General features: G+C 54.0%; 23 protein-coding genes. 11 read left to right on the top strand and 12 right to left on the bottom strand.

The window, feature by feature from the left end; all coding sequences use genetic code 11:
• Positions 1-39: 39 nt before the first annotated feature.
• From ABIE02_RS12060 to aspA, 4 genes are all read right to left on the bottom strand, one after another.
• Positions 40-1749 (bottom strand): protein-disulfide reductase DsbD, encoded by a 1710-nt coding sequence (locus ABIE02_RS12060; RefSeq protein ID WP_155166221.1) that lies wholly within the window; start codon positions 1747-1749, stop codon positions 40-42.
• Positions 1725-2048, bottom strand: coding sequence for a divalent cation tolerance protein CutA (gene cutA, locus ABIE02_RS12055; protein ID WP_032616146.1), 324 nt, complete (start codon positions 2046-2048; stop codon positions 1725-1727). Before cutA ends, ABIE02_RS12060 begins: the two co-directional genes overlap by 25 nt.
• Before the next feature lie 113 nt (positions 2049-2161).
• A complete protein-coding gene (locus tag ABIE02_RS12050; RefSeq protein ID WP_032616147.1) occupies positions 2162-3463 on the bottom strand; it encodes an anaerobic C4-dicarboxylate transporter in 1302 nt (433 codons plus the stop codon).
• 114 nt (positions 3464-3577) lie between these two features.
• Positions 3578-5014, bottom strand: coding sequence for an aspartate ammonia-lyase (aspA, locus tag ABIE02_RS12045; RefSeq protein WP_032616148.1), 1437 nt, complete (start codon positions 5012-5014; stop codon positions 3578-3580).
• A gap of 335 nt (positions 5015-5349) precedes the next feature.
• On the opposite strand from aspA, the gene ABIE02_RS12040 reads away from it, so the two are divergent.
• A complete protein-coding gene (locus tag ABIE02_RS12040) occupies positions 5350-5820 on the top strand; it encodes an FxsA family protein (protein WP_032616149.1) in 471 nt (156 codons plus the stop codon).
• A gap of 78 nt (positions 5821-5898) precedes the next feature.
• On the opposite strand, the gene yjeH is transcribed toward ABIE02_RS12040, so the two are convergent.
• Positions 5899-7137: an L-methionine/branched-chain amino acid transporter gene (yjeH, locus tag ABIE02_RS12035; protein WP_032616150.1), complete on the bottom strand. Its 1239-nt coding sequence runs from the start codon at positions 7135-7137 to the stop codon at positions 5899-5901.
• A gap of 177 nt (positions 7138-7314) precedes the next feature.
• Here yjeH and ABIE02_RS12030 point away from each other — a divergent pair, with 177 nt between their 5' ends.
• The 3 genes from ABIE02_RS12030 to ABIE02_RS12020 all read left to right on the top strand — a co-directional run bounded on the left by ABIE02_RS12030 (position 7315) and on the right by ABIE02_RS12020 (position 9896).
• The gene (locus ABIE02_RS12030; RefSeq protein ID WP_032616151.1) at positions 7315-7608 is read left to right on the top strand and encodes a co-chaperone GroES; all 294 of its coding nucleotides are present in this window, start codon (positions 7315-7317) and stop codon (positions 7606-7608) included.
• A gap of 44 nt (positions 7609-7652) precedes the next feature.
• Positions 7653-9299 (top strand): chaperonin GroEL, encoded by a 1647-nt coding sequence (gene groL / locus ABIE02_RS12025; protein WP_032616152.1) that lies wholly within the window; start codon positions 7653-7655, stop codon positions 9297-9299.
• A 243-nt stretch (positions 9300-9542) separates the two neighbouring features.
• On the top strand, positions 9543-9896 hold the full coding sequence (locus ABIE02_RS12020; protein ID WP_032616153.1) for a DUF4156 domain-containing protein: 354 nt from the start codon (positions 9543-9545) through the stop codon (positions 9894-9896).
• A gap of 54 nt (positions 9897-9950) precedes the next feature.
• Here ABIE02_RS12020 and epmB read toward each other — a convergent pair whose 3' ends face one another.
• Positions 9951-10982 carry an EF-P beta-lysylation protein EpmB gene (gene epmB, locus ABIE02_RS12015; RefSeq protein WP_336994954.1) on the bottom strand — a complete coding sequence of 344 codons (1032 nt, stop codon included), beginning with the start codon at positions 10980-10982 and terminating at the stop codon, positions 9951-9953.
• 40 nt (positions 10983-11022) lie between these two features.
• On the opposite strand from epmB, the gene efp reads away from it, so the two are divergent.
• The 3 genes from efp to ecnB all read left to right on the top strand — a co-directional run bounded on the left by efp (position 11023) and on the right by ecnB (position 12039).
• The gene (gene efp / locus ABIE02_RS12010) at positions 11023-11589 is read left to right on the top strand and encodes an elongation factor P (protein WP_032616155.1); all 567 of its coding nucleotides are present in this window, start codon (positions 11023-11025) and stop codon (positions 11587-11589) included.
• A 96-nt stretch (positions 11590-11685) separates the two neighbouring features.
• Positions 11686-11787 (top strand): entericidin A/B family lipoprotein, encoded by a 102-nt coding sequence (locus ABIE02_RS12005; protein ID WP_373407770.1) that lies wholly within the window; start codon positions 11686-11688, stop codon positions 11785-11787.
• A gap of 105 nt (positions 11788-11892) precedes the next feature.
• Positions 11893-12039 (top strand): lipoprotein toxin entericidin B, encoded by a 147-nt coding sequence (gene ecnB, locus ABIE02_RS12000; protein ID WP_032616157.1) that lies wholly within the window; start codon positions 11893-11895, stop codon positions 12037-12039.
• A 49-nt stretch (positions 12040-12088) separates the two neighbouring features.
• On the opposite strand, the gene ABIE02_RS11995 is transcribed toward ecnB, so the two are convergent.
• Positions 12089-12676 carry a helix-turn-helix transcriptional regulator gene (locus tag ABIE02_RS11995; protein ID WP_032616158.1) on the bottom strand — a complete coding sequence of 196 codons (588 nt, stop codon included), beginning with the start codon at positions 12674-12676 and terminating at the stop codon, positions 12089-12091.
• A 271-nt stretch (positions 12677-12947) separates the two neighbouring features.
• Here ABIE02_RS11995 and sugE point away from each other — a divergent pair, with 271 nt between their 5' ends.
• Entirely contained in the window at positions 12948-13265 is a 318-nt protein-coding gene (gene sugE, locus ABIE02_RS11990) for a quaternary ammonium compound efflux SMR transporter SugE (protein ID WP_032616159.1), read from the top strand.
• On the opposite strand, the gene blc is transcribed toward sugE, so the two are convergent.
• The 5 genes from blc to frdA all read right to left on the bottom strand — a co-directional run bounded on the left by blc (position 13262) and on the right by frdA (position 17172).
• Complete coding sequence (gene blc, locus ABIE02_RS11985; RefSeq protein ID WP_130587955.1) at positions 13262-13792, bottom strand: outer membrane lipoprotein Blc; 531 nt, start codon at positions 13790-13792, stop codon at positions 13262-13264. The two genes, sugE and blc, sit on opposite strands and share 4 nt — an antisense overlap.
• 86 nt (positions 13793-13878) lie before the next feature.
• On the bottom strand, positions 13879-14238 hold the full coding sequence (frdD, locus tag ABIE02_RS11980; protein ID WP_032616161.1) for a fumarate reductase subunit FrdD: 360 nt from the start codon (positions 14236-14238) through the stop codon (positions 13879-13881).
• Between the two features lie 10 nt (positions 14239-14248).
• Complete coding sequence (gene frdC, locus ABIE02_RS11975; RefSeq protein ID WP_032616162.1) at positions 14249-14644, bottom strand: fumarate reductase subunit FrdC; 396 nt, start codon at positions 14642-14644, stop codon at positions 14249-14251.
• A 10-nt stretch (positions 14645-14654) separates the two neighbouring features.
• On the bottom strand, positions 14655-15389 hold the full coding sequence (locus ABIE02_RS11970; protein ID WP_032616163.1) for a succinate dehydrogenase/fumarate reductase iron-sulfur subunit: 735 nt from the start codon (positions 15387-15389) through the stop codon (positions 14655-14657).
• Positions 15382-17172: a fumarate reductase (quinol) flavoprotein subunit gene (gene frdA, locus ABIE02_RS11965; protein ID WP_032616164.1), complete on the bottom strand. Its 1791-nt coding sequence runs from the start codon at positions 17170-17172 to the stop codon at positions 15382-15384. The genes ABIE02_RS11970 and frdA overlap by 8 nt, the downstream gene beginning before the upstream one ends.
• Positions 17173-17482: 310 nt before the next feature.
• Here frdA and epmA point away from each other — a divergent pair, with 310 nt between their 5' ends.
• The 3 genes from epmA (at position 17483) to ABIE02_RS11950 (ending at position 20757) form a co-directional block, all read left to right on the top strand.
• Positions 17483-18460, top strand: a complete 978-nt coding sequence (gene epmA / locus ABIE02_RS11960) for an elongation factor P--(R)-beta-lysine ligase (RefSeq protein ID WP_032616165.1) — start codon at positions 17483-17485, stop codon at positions 18458-18460.
• A 198-nt stretch (positions 18461-18658) separates the two neighbouring features.
• Positions 18659-20161 carry a glutamate/gamma-aminobutyrate family transporter YjeM gene (gene yjeM / locus ABIE02_RS11955; RefSeq protein WP_336994951.1) on the top strand — a complete coding sequence of 501 codons (1503 nt, stop codon included), beginning with the start codon at positions 18659-18661 and terminating at the stop codon, positions 20159-20161.
• Positions 20162-20439: 278 nt separating this feature from the next.
• Positions 20440-20757, top strand: coding sequence for a DUF2645 family protein (locus ABIE02_RS11950; protein WP_077226977.1), 318 nt, complete (start codon positions 20440-20442; stop codon positions 20755-20757).
• Positions 20758-20784: the final 27 nt, after the last annotated feature.

Below are 20784 nucleotides of genomic sequence, written 5' to 3'. Positions count from 1 at the left end.
CCTCCGTTTACTTTCGTACTTTCCCATTTGAAGTGTCGTTTACGGTTGGCGATCGCGCAAATGCGCACTGAACGCGGCGGCATCCATAAAACCCGTTACCCGCTGTGCGGGCTGCTCTTCACCTTGTGCGTTGAAAAACAAGATAGTCGGCAGGCCGAGCACGTTAAGCTCCTTCAGCAGGGCCTTATCCTGCGGGCTGTTCGCCGTGACGTTAGCCTGCAACAGGACGGTCTCTTTCAGGGCATTTTGCACCTGTGGATCGCTAAAGGTGTATTTTTCAAACTCTTTGCAGGCGATGCACCAGTCGGCGTAGAGGTCGAGCATCACCGGTTTTCCCTCTGCCTGTGCCAGCGCGCGGTGTAACGCGTCGATATTGTCGACAGGCGTGAAGTTCAGGTGCGCCTGGCTTTGCGCAGTAGGCGCACCAAAGGCCCAGTCCTGCAACGGACGCACGCTGACCAGCGCGGCAGCCAGCAGCAGGATTTGCACCAGGCGGATCCATGGCGTGCGGGCGTTCAGACTGTTGATAAAGGCCCAGCTAAAGAAGGCGACGCCCAGCATGGCCCACAGCCGCAGGCCCCAGACATCACCGACCACGCGCTCCAGCAGGAACACCGGCAGGGCCAGAATGACAAAACCAAAGGCGGTTTTTACCGTCTCCATCCACGGGCCGCTCTTCGGCAGCAGGCGGTTGCCAAACACCGTGACCAGGATCAGCGGCAGACCCATCCCGAGGGCATAGAGATACAGCGTGCCGCCGCCGAGCCACATATTGCCGCTCTGAGCGATATACAGCAGGATCGCGCTGAGCGGGGCGGTGGTGCAGGGCGAGCAGATCAGCCCGGCAATAGCTCCCATTGCAAATACCCCGCCGACAGATCCACCCTGCTGGCGGTTGCTCATCAGCGTTAATCGGGTTTGCAGGGAGGAGGGCAGTTGCAGGCTGAACAGGCCAAACATCGACAGCGCGAGCAGGATAAAGACCGCCGACAGCCCGATCAGCACCCAGGGATGCTGGAGCGCCGCCTGAAACTGTAGTCCGGCTGCCGCGACGACCAGACCGAGCGCGGTATAGGTGAGCGCCATCCCCTGAACGTAGATAAACGCCAGCAGCAGCGCACGGCCAGTAGAGAGCCGCTGTTTACCGCCGAGAACGATGCCTGAGATCAGCGGATACATGGGCAATACGCATGGCGTGAAGGCGATACCGATGCCAATTAACAGCGCCCAGAGCGCGGAGAAGGGCAGTTCAGCGCCGCTTTCGCCCTTCGCCCCGGTCCTCTCTTCTGAGGGAAGAGGAGCAACAGCAGGTTGGGCGGCTGCTTTCACTTCACTGAGGGGTATCACTTTGGTTTCGGGCGGGTAGCAGAGACCGGCATCGGCACAGCCTTGATAAGTTACCGTCAGCGTAGCGCCTTTATCGGCCTGCGCGACGGCGACAGGCACAGACAGCTGGCCCCGGTAGATTTCACTTTTGCCGTAAAATTCGTCTTCGTGCGCTACCCCGGCGGGCAGCTGGAGTGGATCTACCTGCGCCTGAGCGGGCGTAATGCTGATCTGCTTGCGATAGAGGTAGTAACCCTCTTTTACCTGCCAGTTGAGATTCAGGTCATGTTGGTTTTGCTGAAAATCGAAGACAAAAGCCTGGTCGGCAGGCGTGAAATTCGAGCGGCCGGGCGCGTCAAATAACCCGGCAAAAACTGATGTGCTGCACAGCAGCAGGATCAGCGTAAGGAAGCGTTGAGCCATGAGAGATAGTCGTTATCACCGTGGAGCACTGGCAGCACCAGCAGTTCCGGGGTCTGGTAAGGATGATGCGATTTGAGGCAGTCGAGGAGTGCTTGCTGATGGGTCACGCTGGATTTGAGCAGCATCTGTACTTCGTACTCTTGTTCCAGCTTGCCTTCCCAGTAGTAAAGGGAGGTGGCGCCGGGGAGGATGGTCACGCAGGCTGCAAGCTTATCTGCCAGCACTTTGGCGGCAAGATCCTGGGCGGTAGCTTCATCGGGAGCGGTACACAGAACAACAACAGTGTCGGGCGTATTCACAAGTCGACCTCGGTATCGCGAAAAAAATTACTATATCACGACCGGCCGCTGCTCATTAATGAATCGGGCCGCTAAGCGGCCCGACTTTAACTCTTTTTACAACCGAAAGCGGTTTACAGCACAATTCCGCCGATGATGAAGCCGAGCACGACACACAGGGTAATGGCAATCACGCCCGGGATCAGGAAGGCGTGGTTAAACACGTACTTACCGATACGGGTAGAGCCGGTGTCATCCATCTCGACCGCAGCCAGCAGCGTCGGATAGGTTGGCAGAACAAACAGCGCGGAAACGGCCGCAAAAGAGGCAATCGCCGTCAGCGGAGAGACGCCCAGCATCAGCGCCGCAGGCATCAGCGCCTTAGTGGTCGCCGCCTGGGAGTAGAGCAGGGTCGCAGCAAAGAACAGCACCACCGCCAGCAACCACGGGTAGTTATGCAGCAGATCGCCCGCAACGGTCTGGATATCGGTGATATGGGCTTTCACGAAGGTATCACCCAGCCAGGCCACACCCAGTACGCACACACAGGCGCTCATACCGGATTTGAAGGTGCTGGCGTTGAGTACTTCGCTGGTGTCGATTTTACAGGTGATGCTAATCAGCGTGGCGATGGTCAGCATGAACACCACGATCGCTTCGTTACGTGGCAGAACCGGGTTCTGAATCAGCCCCACGGTATCGCTGATGGCGGTCGCGTAGAACATCACCGCGATGATCCCGATCAGGAACAGCAGCACGGAGCGTTTAGCGTGTGGCTTCAGGACAAAGGCCTGGCTGCCGCGCAGCTTCACTTCACCTTTTGCCAGACGCTCCTGATAGACCGGATCGTCTTTCAGCTCGGCACCGAGGAAGTTACAGAACACCGCGGTGATCATCACCGCAATCAGGGTGACCGGAATACAGATTGCCAGCAGCGTCAGGTAGCTTACGCCCAGCGGCTCGAGGATCCCGGCAAAGAACACCACCGCCGCAGAGATAGGAGACGCGGTGATAGCAATCTGTGACGCGACAACGGCAATGGAGAGTGGACGAGAAGGACGGATGCCCTGCTCTTTCGCCACTTCGGTAATGACCGGCAGGGTGGAGAACGCGGTATGGCCAGTACCGGCCAGAATCGTCATAAACCAGGTTACCAGCGGGGCGAGGAAGGTGATGTATTTCGGGTGGCGGCGCAGCATACGCTCCGCCAGGCTCACCAGGTAGTCCATCCCCCCGGCAACCTGCATGGCGGCGATAGCGGCGATAACCGCCATGATGATTTCAATAACGTCGAACGGAATAGCGCCGGGTTTAATTTGAAAAATGAGAGTAAGGACAAGTACGCCAAGACCGCCGGCGAAACCGATGCCGATCCCCCCGAGCCTTGCCCCTAAATAGATCGCCAACAGGACGACGACGAGTTCTGCTCCAAACATGAGTGCCTACCTTGCTTATTAACAAGTTGATATTGAATTGTTGTGTTTTGGTAAAGCCTAAAAACAAAAAAGGCACGTCAAGTGACGTGCCTTCATGAAGATTAACCTGAACTGTTATTGTTCACTTTCATCCGTATATCTTTTTGCTTTATAGGCCGGGTGCATTAAGTTTTGTGCGGAGAAGATATCATCCAGCTCAGCTTCTGTCAGCAAGCCACGCTCAAGTACGACCTCTCGTACGCTCTTACCGGTTTCGGCACAGATCTTACCAACGATGTCGCCGTTGTGGTGACCGATGAACGGGTTGAGGTAGGTGACGATACCGATGGAGTTATAGACGTAGCTTTCACACACCGCTTTGTTCGCCGTGATGCCGTTGATGCATTTCTCCAGCAGGTTGTAGCAGGCGTTGGTCAGAATGTGAATCGACTCAAACATCGCCTGGCCAATCACTGGCTCCATCACGTTCAGCTGCAGCTGACCCGCTTCTGAAGCCATGGTGACAGTGATGTCGTTCCCGATGACTTTGAAGCACACCTGGTTAACCACCTCTGGCACCACCGGGTTCACTTTGGCTGGCATGATGGACGAGCCTGCCTGCAGTTCTGGCAGATTGATTTCGTTCAGACCTGCACGCGGACCTGAAGAGAGCAGGCGCAGGTCGTTACAGATTTTGGAGAGCTTCACCGCCAGACGTTTCAGGGCGCTGTGCACCATAACGTAAGCGCCGCAGTCGGAGGTGGCTTCGATCAGGTCTTCCGCTGGCACAACCGCCAGGTTGGAAACTTCGGCCAGCTTCTGTACCGCCAGCTGCTGATAGCCATCCGGGGTATTCAGACGTGTACCGATGGCCGTGGCTCCAAGGTTCACTTCCAGCAGCAGTTCAGAGGTGCGCATCAGGTTGCGGGTCTCTTCATTCAGCAGCACGTTAAATGCGTGGAACTCCTGGCCGAGGGTCATCGGCACCGCGTCCTGCAGCTGGGTGCGGCCCATTTTCAGGATGTCCTGGAATTCGACGGCTTTATTCTGGAAACCTTCACCCAGTTGGTTAATGGCATCAACCAGCTTCACCACGGAGGCGTAAACGGCGATACGGAAACCGGTCGGGTAGGCGTCGTTAGTGGACTGGCATTTATTGACGTGATCGTTCGGATTCAGGTACTGGTACTCACCTTTCTGGTGGCCCATCAGCTCAAGACCGATGTTTGCCAGTACCTCGTTGGTGTTCATGTTCACCGATGTCCCCGCGCCGCCCTGATAGACGTCGACCGGGAATTGATCCATGCACTTGCCATTGTTCAGCACTTCATCGCAGGCGGCAATGATGGTATTGGCAATGTTTTTCGGAATGGTTTGCAGCTCTTTGTTCGCCATGGCTGCCGCTTTCTTCACCATCACCATGCCACGCACAAACTCAGGGATGTCGCTGATTTTGCTGTTGCTGATGTAGAAGTTTTCAATCGCTCTCAGAGTGTGAACACCATAGTAGGCATCCGCTGGAACTTCCCTGGTACCCAACAAATCTTCTTCGATACGAATGTTGTTTAACATGTGAACCTTCTTTTCAAGCTGCCGATTGATTGTACTAAACACACAGTACATCTGTGGTTATGTCTATTTTCTGACCGACGATTATCCCCTGAATCGACCAGATACCCGGAATGATATGCTGATGATAGCGAAATGCCGTAACCTGGATCACTTATTATCGACCCCGTAACATGATATTTATCAATATGTGAAATGAGTCACCGCTTCAATATTTCCAAAAAAAATATCCGTGCAAACCGATTGAATTTTGACTAAACGCCTCCATTTCAGACAGACGCGAATCGCAAATTGATACCGACAGGGGCCTTAAGGCGTCTGCCACACAGGAGAAGCCATTGCGCTGGATACCGTTAGTTGCCATTTTCCTTTATGTTTACATAGAGATATCTATTTTTATTCAGGTCGCCCATGTGCTTGGCGTCCTGCTGACGTTAATCCTGGTGATTTTCACGTCGGTCATTGGTATGTCGCTGGTGCGTAATCAGGGTTTCAAAAATTTCCTGTTAATGCAGCAGAAGATGGCCGCAGGCGAAAGCCCGGCGGCGGAGATGATCAAAAGCGTGTCGCTGATTATTGGCGGTATCCTGCTGATTATTCCCGGCTTCTTCACCGATTTCCTCGGCCTGTTGCTGCTCTTCCCGCCAGTGCAAAAGTTGCTGACGCTGAAGCTGATGCCGCACCTGCGTTTTAACCGGATGCCGGGCGGCGGATTTAGCACCGGCCCAGGTAACGGCGAGACGTTTGACGGGGAATTCCAGCGCAAAGATGACCAGCGCGACCGTCTGGATCATAAAGACGACCGTTAAGATATTTTGCCCGGCGGCGCTGCGCGTACAATGGGCCTACGGTTTTGTAGGCCAGGTAAGCGAAGCGCCATCCGACGCTTACACTGCACTCCGCTTCGGCAAGAACCACCACAGCCCCGCCAGCATCACAATGGCGTACAGACTCTTCCATCCCACCATCGCCAGCAGCAGTAAGCACAGCACCCCACCGATCACCGCCAGCGCCTTATAGCGGCCTTTCAGCAGGCGACAGCCCGCCAGCATGCACAGCAGATAGATCATGATGAATATGCCGTTGGCATAGACGATAAGCGCGTCAAGGTTGATGTCCAGCCAGTAGATCGCCAGCGTGCTCAACACGCAGCAGCCCAGCACGGCGTTCAGCGCGTTGAGCGGCAGCTGGCGTTTCGACAGACGCGACAAACGGCTGTCCGGTTTATACAGCGCCTGGGACCATACCAGCCGGGCAAAACTCTGGATGTAGATATTCAGGCTGGCGAAGCAGGCGAGATAGCCAATGACGCAGGCGATCCACAAAGCCTTCACTCCAAACAACTGCACCACAATGGCTGGCAGCGAGGCCGCCGCGGCCATATCGGCGCCATAAGCGGTGAAATGAAGGACCAGGACCGTACAGGCCCAGTAGACCGTGCCCGCCAGCAGCAAGCCAATCATCAACGCCCGTGGGAAATCGCGTTCTGGCTGTTTGAATTCCGAGGCTAAGTGAGCGAAAGCTTCCAGGCCGACAAAACACCAGAACATCACGGAAAGGGCGGCAAAAAGCTGTGAATGGTCGATATCAGTCACGGCAGGGAAGGGGATAGCACTAACGTTAATCTCCCCGGCCCACCAGATGGCGGCGATCAGCGCCACAATCAGCACCGCAACCAGCGTCTGGAGGTTGGCGCTGGAGCTTGCGCCCCGTGAACCGACCCACCAGACAATCGCCAGGGTACCCAATTCGGCCAGCAATAGTTGCGCATCATGCCAGCCAAACAGCGCCTGACCAAAGCCTGTCGCGATATGCAAGGCAGCCGGTAAGCCTACGGGGATCACGGAGAGGAACAACCAGCCGGTCACACGCTCCAGGCGTGGGCCAAACGCCATCCCGACAAAATGCGCCACCCCGCCGGCACTGGGAAAGTGTCGCCCGAGAATGGCAAAGACAATCGCCACCGGAAACACCAGCACGATTAACACTGGCCATGCCCACAGACTGTTATCACCTGCGACCAGGGCAGCCAGCGCCGGTACGGCAAACACCCCCGTACCCAGTAATGACGTTGAAAGTAAGCCTACACCCTGTGCGAGTCCCAGCTCCTGTTTGAGTCCACTCATTCCGTTGTCCTGCCGCCATCAAAAGAGAGGCGATGGTAACACTTTCGCAAATTTTTTTTCGACTACCCCTTGAAGGGGTAAAACCCCATCCCCATCTCTCTGGGCACTAGCCGGAAAACCGCTTACGGCCCGGCGTCACCCATAACTGATAATGACTTTCTCAAAGGAGAGCTATCAATGAGTATTCGTCCGTTACATGATCGTGTGATCGTCAAACGTAAAGAAGTTGAAACTAAATCTGCTGGCGGCATCGTTCTGACCGGTTCTGCAGCAGCGAAATCAACTCGTGGCGAAATCATCGCTGTCGGTAAGGGTCGCATTCTGGAAAACGGAAATGTGCAGCCTCTGGACGTTAAAGTTGGTGACATCGTTATTTTCAACGATGGCTACGGTGTGAAGTCCGAGAAGATCGACAATGAAGAAGTGTTGATCATGTCCGAAAGCGACATTCTGGCAATTGTTGAAGCGTAATCCGCGAACGACACTGAACATACGAATTTAAGGGAAAGATTAAAATGGCAGCTAAAGACGTAAAATTCGGTAACGACGCTCGTGTGAAAATGCTGCGCGGCGTAAACGTACTGGCAGATGCAGTTAAAGTAACTCTGGGTCCAAAAGGCCGTAACGTGGTTCTGGACAAATCCTTCGGCGCGCCGACCATCACCAAAGACGGTGTGTCCGTTGCGCGTGAAATCGAGCTGGAAGACAAGTTCGAAAACATGGGTGCTCAGATGGTGAAAGAAGTTGCCTCTAAAGCGAACGACGCTGCAGGCGACGGCACCACCACTGCAACTGTACTGGCGCAGGCAATCATCACTGAAGGCCTGAAAGCCGTTGCTGCGGGTATGAACCCGATGGATCTGAAACGTGGTATCGACAAAGCTGTCGTTGCTGCTGTTGAAGAGCTGAAAGCGCTGTCCGTACCGTGCTCTGACTCTAAAGCTATTGCTCAGGTTGGTACCATCTCCGCTAACTCCGACGAAACCGTAGGTAAACTGATCGCTGAAGCGATGGATAAAGTCGGTAAAGAAGGCGTGATCACCGTTGAAGACGGTACCGGTCTGGAAGACGAACTGGACGTGGTTGAAGGTATGCAGTTCGACCGCGGCTACCTGTCCCCATACTTCATCAACAAGCCGGAAACTGGCGCAGTAGAACTGGAAAGCCCGTTCATCCTGCTGGCTGATAAGAAGATCTCCAACATCCGCGAAATGCTGCCAGTTCTGGAAGCCGTTGCGAAAGCAGGCAAACCGCTGGTTATCATCGCTGAAGACGTTGAAGGCGAAGCGCTGGCGACCCTGGTGGTTAACACCATGCGTGGCATCGTGAAAGTGGCTGCGGTTAAAGCACCTGGCTTCGGCGATCGTCGTAAAGCCATGCTGCAGGATATCGCAACCCTGACTGGCGGTACCGTGATCTCTGAAGAGATCGGTATGGAGCTGGAAAAAGCCACTCTGGAAGATCTGGGCCAGGCGAAACGCGTTGTTATCAACAAAGACACCACCACCATCATCGATGGCGTGGGTGAAGAAGATGCCATCCAGGGCCGTGTGACTCAGATCCGTAAGCAGATCGAAGAAGCCACCTCTGATTACGATCGCGAAAAACTGCAGGAACGCGTAGCGAAACTGGCTGGCGGCGTTGCGGTAATCAAAGTCGGTGCAGCTACCGAAGTTGAAATGAAAGAGAAGAAAGCTCGCGTTGACGATGCCCTGCACGCGACCCGTGCTGCGGTAGAAGAAGGCGTGGTTGCTGGTGGTGGTGTTGCTCTGGTTCGCGTTGCAGCGAAACTGGCTGGCCTGACCGCTCAGAACGAAGACCAGAACGTGGGTATTAAAGTTGCGCTGCGCGCAATGGAAGCACCACTGCGTCAGATCGTTTCCAACGCCGGTGAAGAGCCGTCTGTTGTAGCGAACATGGTGAAAGCGGGCGAAGGTAACTACGGTTACAACGCAGCGACTGAAGAATACGGCAACATGATCGACTTCGGTATCCTGGACCCAACCAAAGTGACCCGTTCTGCTCTGCAGTACGCGGCCTCTGTTGCGGGTCTGATGATCACCACCGAATGCATGGTGACCGACCTGCCAAAAAGCGACGCGCCTGATTTAGGTGCTGCTGGCGGTATGGGCGGCATGGGTGGAATGGGCGGCATGATGTAATTGCCCTACGCCCTGCATCTTTCAGGCTGTAGATGCGTTGGCTACGTTCGCGAACCCCAGTTACTTACTGGGGATTCACAAACTTGCCGCCTTCCTGCAACCAGAATGATTTGGGCGTATACCTCGCAGAAATGAAGAAACCCCCGGTCAGAAATGACCGGGGGTTTTTCTTTTGGTCATCTTTTTAGTATAAGGTTTAGACGCGGGCAGCGAGTGCTCAACTTTTTGAAAACGAGGAATAACATGCGCGTTAACGTTTGTGCAGGGATTGTAGGAGCAGCACTGCTGCTGGCGGGGTGTAGTTCCGGTAATGAGCTGTCTGCTGGTGGGCATAGCGTTCGCTTTGTAGAAGATAAGCCGGGCAGCGAATGCCAGCTGATTGGCACCGCTACGGGCAAACAAAGCAACTGGCTTTCCGGGCAGCATGGCGAAGAGGGCGGTTCAATGCGTGGTGCAGCGAATGGTCTGCGTAACCAGGCGGCAGAGATGGGCGGGAATGTGATTTATGGCGTCAGCAGCCCGACGCAAGGCCTGTTATCAAGCTTTGTACCGACTGCCAGTGAAATGCAGGGCCAGGTTTATAAGTGTCCGAATTGATATGCTGTGCCTCTCTCTGCGCGATCGGAAAGAGGCTCAACATTCTCTTCTTGCTTAACTCTCTTGTTTCAGCCCTAAATCAAGCGGTGTTTTACTCGGTTGACCGCCAATTTCCCGGGCTAACCTTGGCACCATGTACCCTGATACCAGGGTCAGCAGTTCACGCATAATGGCGCGGGCTTCATCATCATTCACCATGAAATGCGCGGCGCCCTGCACCTTATCGAGCACATGGATGTAATAAGGCATCACCCCCGCATCAAATAAGGCATTGCTCAGGTTAGCGAGGGTGTGGGCATTATCGTTCACGTCGCGCAGCAGAACGCTCTGATTAAGCAGTGTTACTCCGGCCTGGCGTAAGCTGGCCATTGCCGCCCGGAATGTCTCATCAATCTCGTTAGCATGGTTGATATGGTTAACCAGCAAGATTTGCAACGAAGACCACGCAAGACGTGCCGTGAGTTCTTCAGTAATACGCGCCGGGATCACGATCGGTAAACGGCTATGAATGCGTAACCGCTTGATATGCGGGATCGCCTCCAGCTGGGTAATCAGCCAGTCCAGCTCATGATCTTTCGCCATCAGCGGATCGCCGCCAGAGAAGATAATCTCATCCAGCTCAGTATGAGAAGCAATGTAGTCGAGCGCGGCCTGCCAGTTGCGCTTGTTGCCCTGATTGTCGGCATACGGGAAGTGACGACGGAAGCAATAGCGACAATTTACTGCACAGCCGCCCTTAACCAGCAGCAGGGCGCGATTACGGTACTTATGCAGTAAACCGGGCACCACGCTGTTCTGCTCTTCGAGGGGATCGGTGCTAAAACCCGGAGCGGAGATAAACTCATCCTGGGCTGTGAGCACTTGTTTTAACAGCGGATCATCGGGATTTCCTTTCTCCATGCGAGCCACGAAAGCACGTGGAACGCGCAGGGGGAAAAGACGTTTCGCTTCACGTCCGGCAAGAAGTTTTTCATCATTATCCAGATCCAACAGATGAAGGAGTTCATCAGGACGGGTGATTACATCGGCAAGTTGCGATAACCAATCTTCTCTGGACGGGGTATTTAGGGTTACAATATGCGCCATTTTGTGGCTTAGCTACCAGTTAACAATTTCAGAGGGCCTTATGGCGACTTACTATAGCAACGATTTTCGTGCCGGTCTTAAAATCATGATGGACGGCGAACCGTACGCGGTTGAAGCCAGCGAATTCGTTAAACCAGGTAAAGGTCAGGCATTCGCACGCGTTAAGCTGCGCCGCCTGCTGACCGGTACCCGTGTAGAGAAAACCTTCAAATCCACCGACTCTGCTGAAGGCGCAGACGTGGTTGATATGAACCTGACCTACCTCTACAACGACGGTGAATTCTATCACTTCATGAACAACTCCACTTTCGAACAGCTGTCTGCTGACGAGAAAGCGGTAGGTGACAGCGCTAAATGGCTGCTGGATCAGGCAGAGTGCATCGTGACCCTGTGGAACGGCCAGCCTATCGCTGTGACCCCACCAAACTTCGTTGAACTGGAAATCGTTGAAACAGACCCAGGTCTGAAAGGCGATACCGCAGGTACTGGCGGTAAGCCAGCCAAGCTGTCTACCGGTGCCGTGGTTAAAGTTCCACTGTTCGTGCAGACTGGCGAAATCATCAAAGTGGATACCCGCTCTGGTGAATACGTATCTCGCGTGAAGTAATTCACTTCGGGATGAAAGGCGCAGTTTTTTGCTGCGCCTTTTTGACCGAAAAAGGATTCATGGACGATGCAGCGCGCAATCAAAATTTTCCTGCTGATGATCCTTGCTGGCTCACTGCTCACCGGCTGCAATACGGCCCGTGGCTTCGGGGAAGACATTAAAAGCCTCGGCCATGCCATTTCGCACGCCGCCTCCTGATTTTTCTTCTTTTCCTAAAAATTCTTCCTTTTCCATCACTCGCCGGGATCCTGGCTATGCTTATGTAGCTGTACACAATAACTTTGGCTAAAAAAGGAAGACATTATGCTTAAGAAAACATTTGTAGCGATCTTTTCGGTTCTGGTGCTTTCGTCTGTACTGACGGCCTGTAATACCACTCGCGGCGTCGGTGAGGATATCTCCTCTGGCGGTAGCGCGATTTCTGGTGCGGCAACTAAAGCACAACAGTAATCTTGGGCGGTACGGTGCTGAATACGTCGCCGTACCCTCAGTTTCCCCCTCAGGGTAGTGACAGAAACGGCGAGTACCGTGTATCCATGTGCAATTTCATTCGAATATTGCGCTTGTAGGTGTAAACCGTTTTCCCGTGAATACTCAGTTTACTGGCAATCTTCTGGTTGCTGGCACCGTCCATCCATAGCGTTAACACTTTCTCTTCCTGGCGCGTCAGTAATGGCGTTGCGACAGGTCCAGGTTCACTGATTTCTTGTGAGGCTAATGCCTCATTAATTGTCTGCGCCAGTATCGCCAGCGGGATCGTTTTGGCTAATGATGCCCACAAGGGAAAGGTATTCATAAAGGCCGACGTTTCAGGTTGTTCCTCTGATTGCAGTAAAACAAAAGGCACGGTTTCACTGGCGCTCATTAGAGAAGAGAGCTGCTGGATATGTTGTATGTCTGACGTAAATCCCTGCAAATCTGCAATGACCAGCGTCGGTTTCCATTGCAGAATATGCTCTCTGGCCAGAAAGAGATTGTTAAGGCCCGTTACCAGAACGGGGGAGGGGAACAGCCCTGAATGATTGATCCACATTTCCAGGCCCATGCGGGTGTAATGACACCGGTCAATCAAAAGAATTTTGAACATTTGGTTTTCGCAATCGGCAAAGTGAAGTCGCTTCCTGCATCGAGGAAGTCACTCATAGTAAAGAAGTCGGATGAGTTATAAATGGGGGAATTTCGCAGCTAATTACGTCTATTTCTTGCATTCAAATGGTTAACTATGGCCAGAAACAAAGACGTTGAAAAATGAATGCATGCTCTTCACAATAAGTTGTTCACCTGCCTTACAGGACGACCTGTAAGCGCTTCTCTCATCGGGGACGGCCCCAGACTGTTATTTAAGTTAAGGAGCCTTTATGTCCTGGATTATTCTTTTTATTGCCGGTTTACTCGAAGTGGTTTGGGCCATTGGCCTGAAATATACCCACGGGTTCACGCGTCTCACGCCCAGCATTATTACCGTTTCTGCGATGATCGTGAGCATTGTGCTGCTCTCCTGGGCCATGCGTTCGCTGCCCGTAGGGACGGCTTATGCAGTGTGGACGGGGATTGGTGCGGTAGGCGCGGCCATTACCGGGATTTTACTGCTGGGTGAGTCTGCGAGCCTGGCGCGTATTGCCAGCCTCGCATTGATCGTCGCCGGGATTATTGGGCTGAAGCTCAGCACTCACTAATGGGTCTGCTCAACCCAGACCAACTGGCTGATATCAAATCCCTGACGGCTGGCAGAATCCAGCAATCTCTGTTTCATCTCATCTGAAATCGTTGGTGTGCGGGAAAGAACCCACAGGTAGTCACGATCGGCCCCGCACACTAGCGCATGCTGATAATTTTTATCCAGCGCAATCACGTTATACCCGCCATAAAAAGGACCGATGAAAGAGGCTTTCAGCGCGCCGGTGTCAGACGCGCCGGTAAAGTAGGCTTTCCCCGTCATTTTTTGCCACATGCCGCGGTCAGGATTATAGCCACGGTTGATGACCTGGATTCCACCGTCGCTCATCAGGCTGTAGTGAGCCGTAACCTGTTGTAAGGCTCGCTCATAGCGATGGTCAAAACGGGCAATTTCATACCAGGAACCCATAAATTGCTGGGCGTTAAAGGGCCGGACGACAGTCACGCCCTGAGGCGGGGCAGGCGTACTACAGGAAACAACCAGAAATGCAGCGGCAATGGCGGCGATGACGGGCAGGATGCGCATAGGCGTTTCCTTACAGGATTTTTCATAAGTGTAGAACCTGTCAGGAATTTTGCTCTCCCACCAACAGGTGGGAGAGCGGAGGAAGATCACATAAACACAACGGCAACCAGCGTGACCACGCTGAGAATGGCGGCCAGTCCGTAGAACACCCATTTCCCGTTAGGGACGTGGATCTTCAGGTCGTGCATGGCGTGATGAATGCGGTGCAGGCCACACCACAGCGGCAGCACGATCATCAGGAAAATGAACACCCGGCCAATAAGGCTATGGGCAAAAGCCAACACACGCTCGTAGCCCAGCGCATCGCCGGGGTAAAGCCCCAGCGGCAGCATAATGCCCACCAGCAGAATAATGACCGGCGCGATAATGGCGCACCACATACCACCTGCTCCGAAGAGTCCCCAGAAGACTGGCTCATCAGAACGTTTTGGAGTTGGATTAATCACAGAGGTCTCCTTACCAGAACAGGGCTACGCCAAGAACAACCACGGTCACGACCGCAGTCACCGCCCAGAGTCCTTTGATGATCGGCTCTGGCCCCAGTTTTTCGTTTTTGACGATAATATTTGCCGCTTTCGGCGCCAGCTCAAACCAGGTTTTGGTATGCAACAGCGCTGCCGCCAGCACGATGATATTCAGGATCACCACAATAGGGTTCTGCAGGAATCCAACAAAACCGGCCCAGGTTTCAGGCCCGTGCTTAAGGGCAAACAGACCGTACAGCAGTTCGATGCTGAACCACACCGCCGGCACCGCCGTGCCTTCACGCAGCATATAGAAGCGATAAAACGGCAGATTTTTCCACCAGGTGGACGGCATCGGCCGGACATAGGCTTTGCGTTTAGTCGTCATCATGCACTCCTTAGCGTGGTTTCAGGGTAGCGATAAGAAAGTCTTTCGAACTTTCCACTTTGCCCTGCTGGATCGCGGCGGCCGGGTCGACATGCTTCGGACACACTTCCGAGCAGTAGCCGACGAAGGTACAGGTCCAGACGCCGTTCTGGCTGTTCAGCTGCGCCATACGTTCTTTCTTACCGTGATCGCGGCTATCTTCGTTGTAGCGATGCGCCAGGGTAATCGCGGCTGGGCCAATAAACTCTGGATTCAGACCAAACTGCGGGCAGGCGGCATAACAGAGACCGCAGTTAATGCAGCCGGAGAACTGATGATATTTAGCCATCTGTGCCGGGGTTTGTTTGTTCGGCCCCTGTTCCGGCGTGCGCGGGTTGCCAATAATGTACGGCTTGATGGCTTCCAGGCTCTCGATAAAGTGGGTCATGTCGACCACCAAATCGCGCTCAATCGGGAAGTTAGCCAGCGCTTCGACCTTCATCCCTTTCGGGTATTCACGCAGGAAGGTCTTACAGGCCAGTTTGGGCACCTTGTTGACCATCATGCCGCAGGAGCCGCAGATCGCCATACGGCAGGACCAGCGGTAGCTCAAGTCCGGCGCCAGGTTGTCTTTGATGTAGCCAAGCGCATCCAGCAGGGAGGTCTGCTCATCGTAAGGCACGTCATAGAAAGTGCTATGCGGCGCGCTGTCTACTTCCGGGTTGTAGCGCACCACTTCCACTTTCATTGTTTGCATCTCAGCCATTTGTCGTCTCCTTCTTCTCGGCTGCTTCCGCTTCTGCACCGTACACACGTTTCGCCGGTGCCAGCGTGGTGATCTTCACGTCGCTGTAGTCCAGACGGGTAGAGCCGTCTGCATCGCGATAAGCGAGGGTATGCTTCAGGAAGTTCACGTCGTCACGCTCCGTGCAGCCTTCGTCCAGGCGCTGGTGCGCACCGCGCGACTCTTTACGTGCGAAGGCGGAGTGCGCCATACATTCGGCCACATTCAGGCCATGCCCCAGCTCAATGGTGTAGAGCAGATCGGTATTAAAGACGCTGGAGGTGTCAGTCACGCGTACCCGTTTGAAGCGCTCCTGCAGCTCGGCCAGTTTGTCGATGGTCTTCTGCATCAGCTCCGGTGTACGGTAAATGCCGCAACCTTCTTCCATGGACAGACCCATTTCGTCGCGGATCTTCGCCCAGTTTTCAGTGCCTTCCTGATTAACCAGCTTTTTCAGGCGCTGCTCCACATCGGCCACCTGCGCATCAAGCGCGGCACTGTTAGCGGTGCCAGCCGTCGCAGCGCGTGCCACGGCTTGTTCACCAGCCAGACGGCCAAACACCACCAGTTCTGCCAGTGAGTTTGAACCCAGACGGTTAGCGCCATGCAGGCCGACGGACGAACATTCGCCCACCGCAAACAGCCCTTTAATACGGGTTTCACACTGCTGATCGGTTTCGATACCGCCCATGGTGTAGTGCGCGGTTGGGCGTACCGGAATCGGATCTTTGACAGGATCGACGCCCACATATGCTTTCGACAGTTCGCAAATGAAGGGCAGACGTTCCAGCAGCTTCTGCTCACCCAGGTGGCGCAGGTCGAGATAGACCACATCGCCGCGTGGGGTTGGAATGGTGTTGCCTTTACGCCACTCGTGCCAGAACGCTTGTGACACTTTGTCGCGCGGACCGAGTTCCATGTATTTGTTTTTCGGCTCACCCAGCGGGGTTTCGGGACCCATGCCGTAATCCTGCAGATAGCGATAGCCGTCTTTATTGACCAAAATGCCGCCTTCGCCGCGGCAGCCTTCAGTCATCAGAATGCCGGAGCCGGGCAGGCCGGTTGGGTGATACTGGACGAACTCCATGTCGCGCAGTGGAATACCATGCTGTAACGCCATGCCCATTCCGTCGCCCGTCACGATGCCGCCGTTGGTGTTGTAGCGATACACGCGTCCGGCACCGCCGGTGGCCATCACCACCGCATTGGCGCGGATCTGAACTAGCGTGCCTTCCATCATGTTCATCGCCACCAGGCCGCGGGCCTGGCCGTCATCGACCAGAATGTCGAGGACGAAATGTTCGTCGAAGCGTTGGATCTGTGGGAACTGCAGTGAGGTCTGGAACAGGGTGTGGAGCATATGGAAGCCGGTCTTATCGGCGGCAAACCAGGTACGTTCAATCTTCATGCCGCCGAAGCGACGCACATTGACGCTGCCATCTTCACGACGGCTCCAGGGGCAACCCCACTGCTCCAGCTGGGTCATTTCCGTTGGGCAATGATGAACGAAATAATCAACGACATCCTGTTCGCACAGCCAGTCGCCACCGGCAACGGTGTCGTGGAAGTGATACTCAAAGCTGTCATGATCCTGCGCGACGGCGGCGGATCCTCCCTCCGCGGCGACCGTATGGCTGCGCATCGGGTAGACTTTTGAAATCAGGGCAATTTTAGCGTTTGGGTTAGCCTGGGCTGCAGCAATTGCTGCGCGTAATCCCGCTCCGCCTGCGCCTATAATGGCAAGATCGGCTTGAAAGGTATGCACGACATTCCTCCAGATTTTTGATATTTCGCATCTCCGCTACCCTGAGGTAGTGCACGGCCCGGTAAGGCGAATGCGAAAGCGATTCCACTGCTCCTTTATGGGTAACGCAGTATAGCCTTAGGAAAGAAAGGGAAATTTGACGTGTTCGATTTTTTTGCGGTTCTTTCCCGCGATTTATCACTGTAATTGATGAATCACGTCACGAAATTATTGGAAGTTATGAAAACCACAAAATTGACTGTGCAAAATTTGTCTCTGCCATAGGTTACGAGTAGACTTCGTCCCCTTGTCTGAAATCGGAGAACTTCTCATGAGCGAAACGGCCACCTGGCAGCCGAGCGCATCCATCCCCAATCTTTTAAAACGCGCAGCAATTATGTCGGAGATCCGCCGCTTCTTTGCCGACCGCGGTGTGCTGGAGGTGGAAACGCCCTGCATGAGCCAGGCGACGGTAACGGATATTCACCTGGTGCCGTTTGAGACCCGTTTCGTTGGCCCTGGTCACTCCCAGGGGATGAATCTCTACCTGATGACCAGCCCGGAATACCACATGAAGCGCCTGCTGGCGGCGGGATGTGGCCCGGTATATCAGCTGTGCCGCAGTTTCCGTAATGAAGAGATGGGGCGTCATCACAACCCGGAATTCACCATGCTGGAGTGGTACCGGCCGCATTATGATATGTATCGCCTGATGAACGAGGTGGACGACCTCCTGCAGCAGGTACTGGAGTGCCCGGAAGCCGAAACCCTCTCTTATCAGCAGGCTTTCCAGCGCCATCTGGAAATTGATCCGCTCTCTGCGGATAAAACCCAGCTGCGCGAAGTGGCGGCAAAACTGGATCTCAGCAACGTTGCCGATACTGAAGAAGATCGCGACACGCTGCTGCAGCTGCTCTTTACCTTTGGCGTTGAGCCGCAGATTGGCAAAGATCGTCCGACCTTTGTCTATCACTTCCCGGCAAGCCAGGCGTCACTCGCGCAGATCAGTACCGAAGATCACCGCGTGGCGGAGCGTTTCGAGGTGTACTTTAAAGGTATTGAACTGGCGAATGGTTTCCATGAACTGACCGACGCCCGTGAACAGCAGCAGCGTTTCGACCAGGATAATCGCAAGCGTGCCGCGCGCGGCCTGCCGCAGCAGCCTATCGATCACAATCTGTTGGGCGCGTTAAAAGCTGGCTTGCCGGACTGCTCCGGCGTGGCGCTGGGGGTTGATCGTCTGGTGATGCTGGCGCTTGGCGCAGAGCAGCTTGGCGACGTGATTGCATTTACGGTCGATCGCGCATAATAAAATGCCGGGCGGTGCGCGTCTCTGCCCGGTATGCCTCCCTCCCTGGCAATAAATTCCTCACTAATTATTAATGACATCAATAACTTCCAGTGCCGCGTAACGCAGGCTATTTTCCTAATTTGCCCTGAATAGCCACACTGTTAATCTGGTCATCTGCTACCATCCGCGCAGTTTATTTTCGCTTTGGATGGTTCTATGTCCCACTCAATGAAAAAGATGACCCTGACCGGTCTCATCCTGATGATCTTTACGTCAGTATTTGGTTTTGCCAACAGCCCCTCGGCGTTTTACCTGATGGGCTACAGCGCGACGCCGTTTTATATTGTCTCTGCTCTGTTCTTCTTTATTCCGTTTGCGCTAATGATGGCGGAGATGGGGTCCGCTTATCGCAAGGAAGAGGGCGGGATTTACTCGTGGATGAACAACAGTATCGGGCCGCGCTACGCGTTTATCGGCACGTTTATGTGGTTCTCTTCCTACGTAGTCTGGATGGTCAGTACGGCCGCCAAGGTGTGGGTGCCTTTCTCGACGTTTCTCTTTGGAGCAGATAAAACGCAGGTCTGGTCTTTGGCTGGACTTAGCTCCACACAGGTCGTCGGGATTCTCGCGGTCTGCTGGATGATGCTGGTAACGCTGGTGGCATCGAAAGGCATCAACAAAATCGCACGCATAACCGCCGTAGGCGGTATTTCAGTCATGTGTCTGAACCTGGTCCTGCTGTTGGTGAGCATCGCGATTTTGTGCCTCAACGGCGGCCATTTTGCACAGGAGGTGAATTTCGTTTCGTCACCTAACCCGAGCTATCAGTCCGGCCTCGCGATGCTCTCCTTTGTGGTGTTTGCGATCTTTGCCTACGGCGGAATTGAAGCCGTGGGCGGCCTGGTCGATAAAACCGAAAACCCGGAAAAGAACTTTGCCAAAGGGATTATCTTCGCGGCGATAGTTATCTCTGTCGGCTACTCGCTGGCGATTTTCCTCTGGGGGGTGAGCACCAACTGGCAGCAGGTGTTAAGCAACGACACCACTAACCTTGGCAATATTACTTACGTGCTGATGAAAAGCCTGGGGATGACGCTCGGACAGGCAATGCAGCTGACGCCGGATACGGCCACGACGATGGGCGTCTGGTTTGCGCGTATCACCGGCCTGTCGATGTTCCTCGCCTATACCGGTGCTTTCTTCACGCTGATCTATTCGCCGCTAAAAGCGATTATCCAGGGAACACCAAAAGCGCTGTGGCCGACCCGCATGACGCAACTCAACACGGCAGGCATGCCTGCGAATGCCATGTGGATGCAGTGTCTGCTGGTCTGTGTGTTTATTCTTCTGGTGTCGTTCGGAGGGGATACTGCTTCTGCGTTTTATAACAAGCTGACCCTGATGGCGAACGTATCAATGACGCTGCCCTATCTTTTCCTGACCCTGGCGTTCCCGTTCTTTAAGGCGAAGCAGGATCTCGAACGTCCGTTCGTGATTTTCAAAACCCGCGCCGCCACGCTGCTGGCAACGACCGTCGTCGTGCTGGTGGTAGCCTTTGCAAATATTTTCACCGTGATCCAGCCGGTTATTGAGGCCAACGACTGGAACAGCGCGCTGTGGATGGTCGGCGGCCCGATCTTCTTCTCGCTGATGGCGATGGGGATTTATGAGAATTACCGTCGTCGCGTAGCGCCATCACCGATTTGGGTGGCTGACTGAGTTCGCTATTCCCCTACTGCCTGAAAGTGTGCGGGGAGTAGGGGGGTGAATTTTATTTACGCGATTTAACCTCTTATGCCAATCCGGGTATCCGAACCGATAATCTGGCAGATGAAAAATCATTCTGGCAGGTTCACGATGTAACAGAGATACCCAAAGAAGTGCGGGTAATCGCATTGCTTCCATTCACCATCCCGTGGGTCAGTCTTCACGAGTATACGGTGAGACGCATAATTGCGAAAAAAAGCGCGATCATGGCCATCTTAGAAGGTATTTAAGTGAGCTATAAAATATTTACGCTTGGGATCATCTGGCTGTGCTTATCGATTATCGTCACTGTTATCTTCTCAACACAGGATAAGGAATGGTGGATTGGAGAAGAGAACATCAAAAACATCTGTGACCTGATGGCGTATGTCGAGAATGATGATATCCGCGGTTTCGGAATGCTCATTACGTTCCCGATTTTTTTACCTGCGCTTTATGCTTTTTTGATAAAAAAAGCCCATCACGGATTTCTGTACCTTATAACAATACTTATCGCAGGCATCTGGTTATGGCGATTTGTTTTCAGGTACCAGTTTTGTCTTGGGTAAAATCGCAGGCAAAAAAGCCAGCCACTG

It is taken from the genome of Leclercia sp. 1548 (assembly GCF_050435045.1).
Classification (GTDB): domain Bacteria; phylum Pseudomonadota; class Gammaproteobacteria; order Enterobacterales; family Enterobacteriaceae; genus Enterobacter; species Enterobacter adecarboxylatus.
This window is presented reverse-complemented; position numbering and strand designations above follow the sequence as displayed.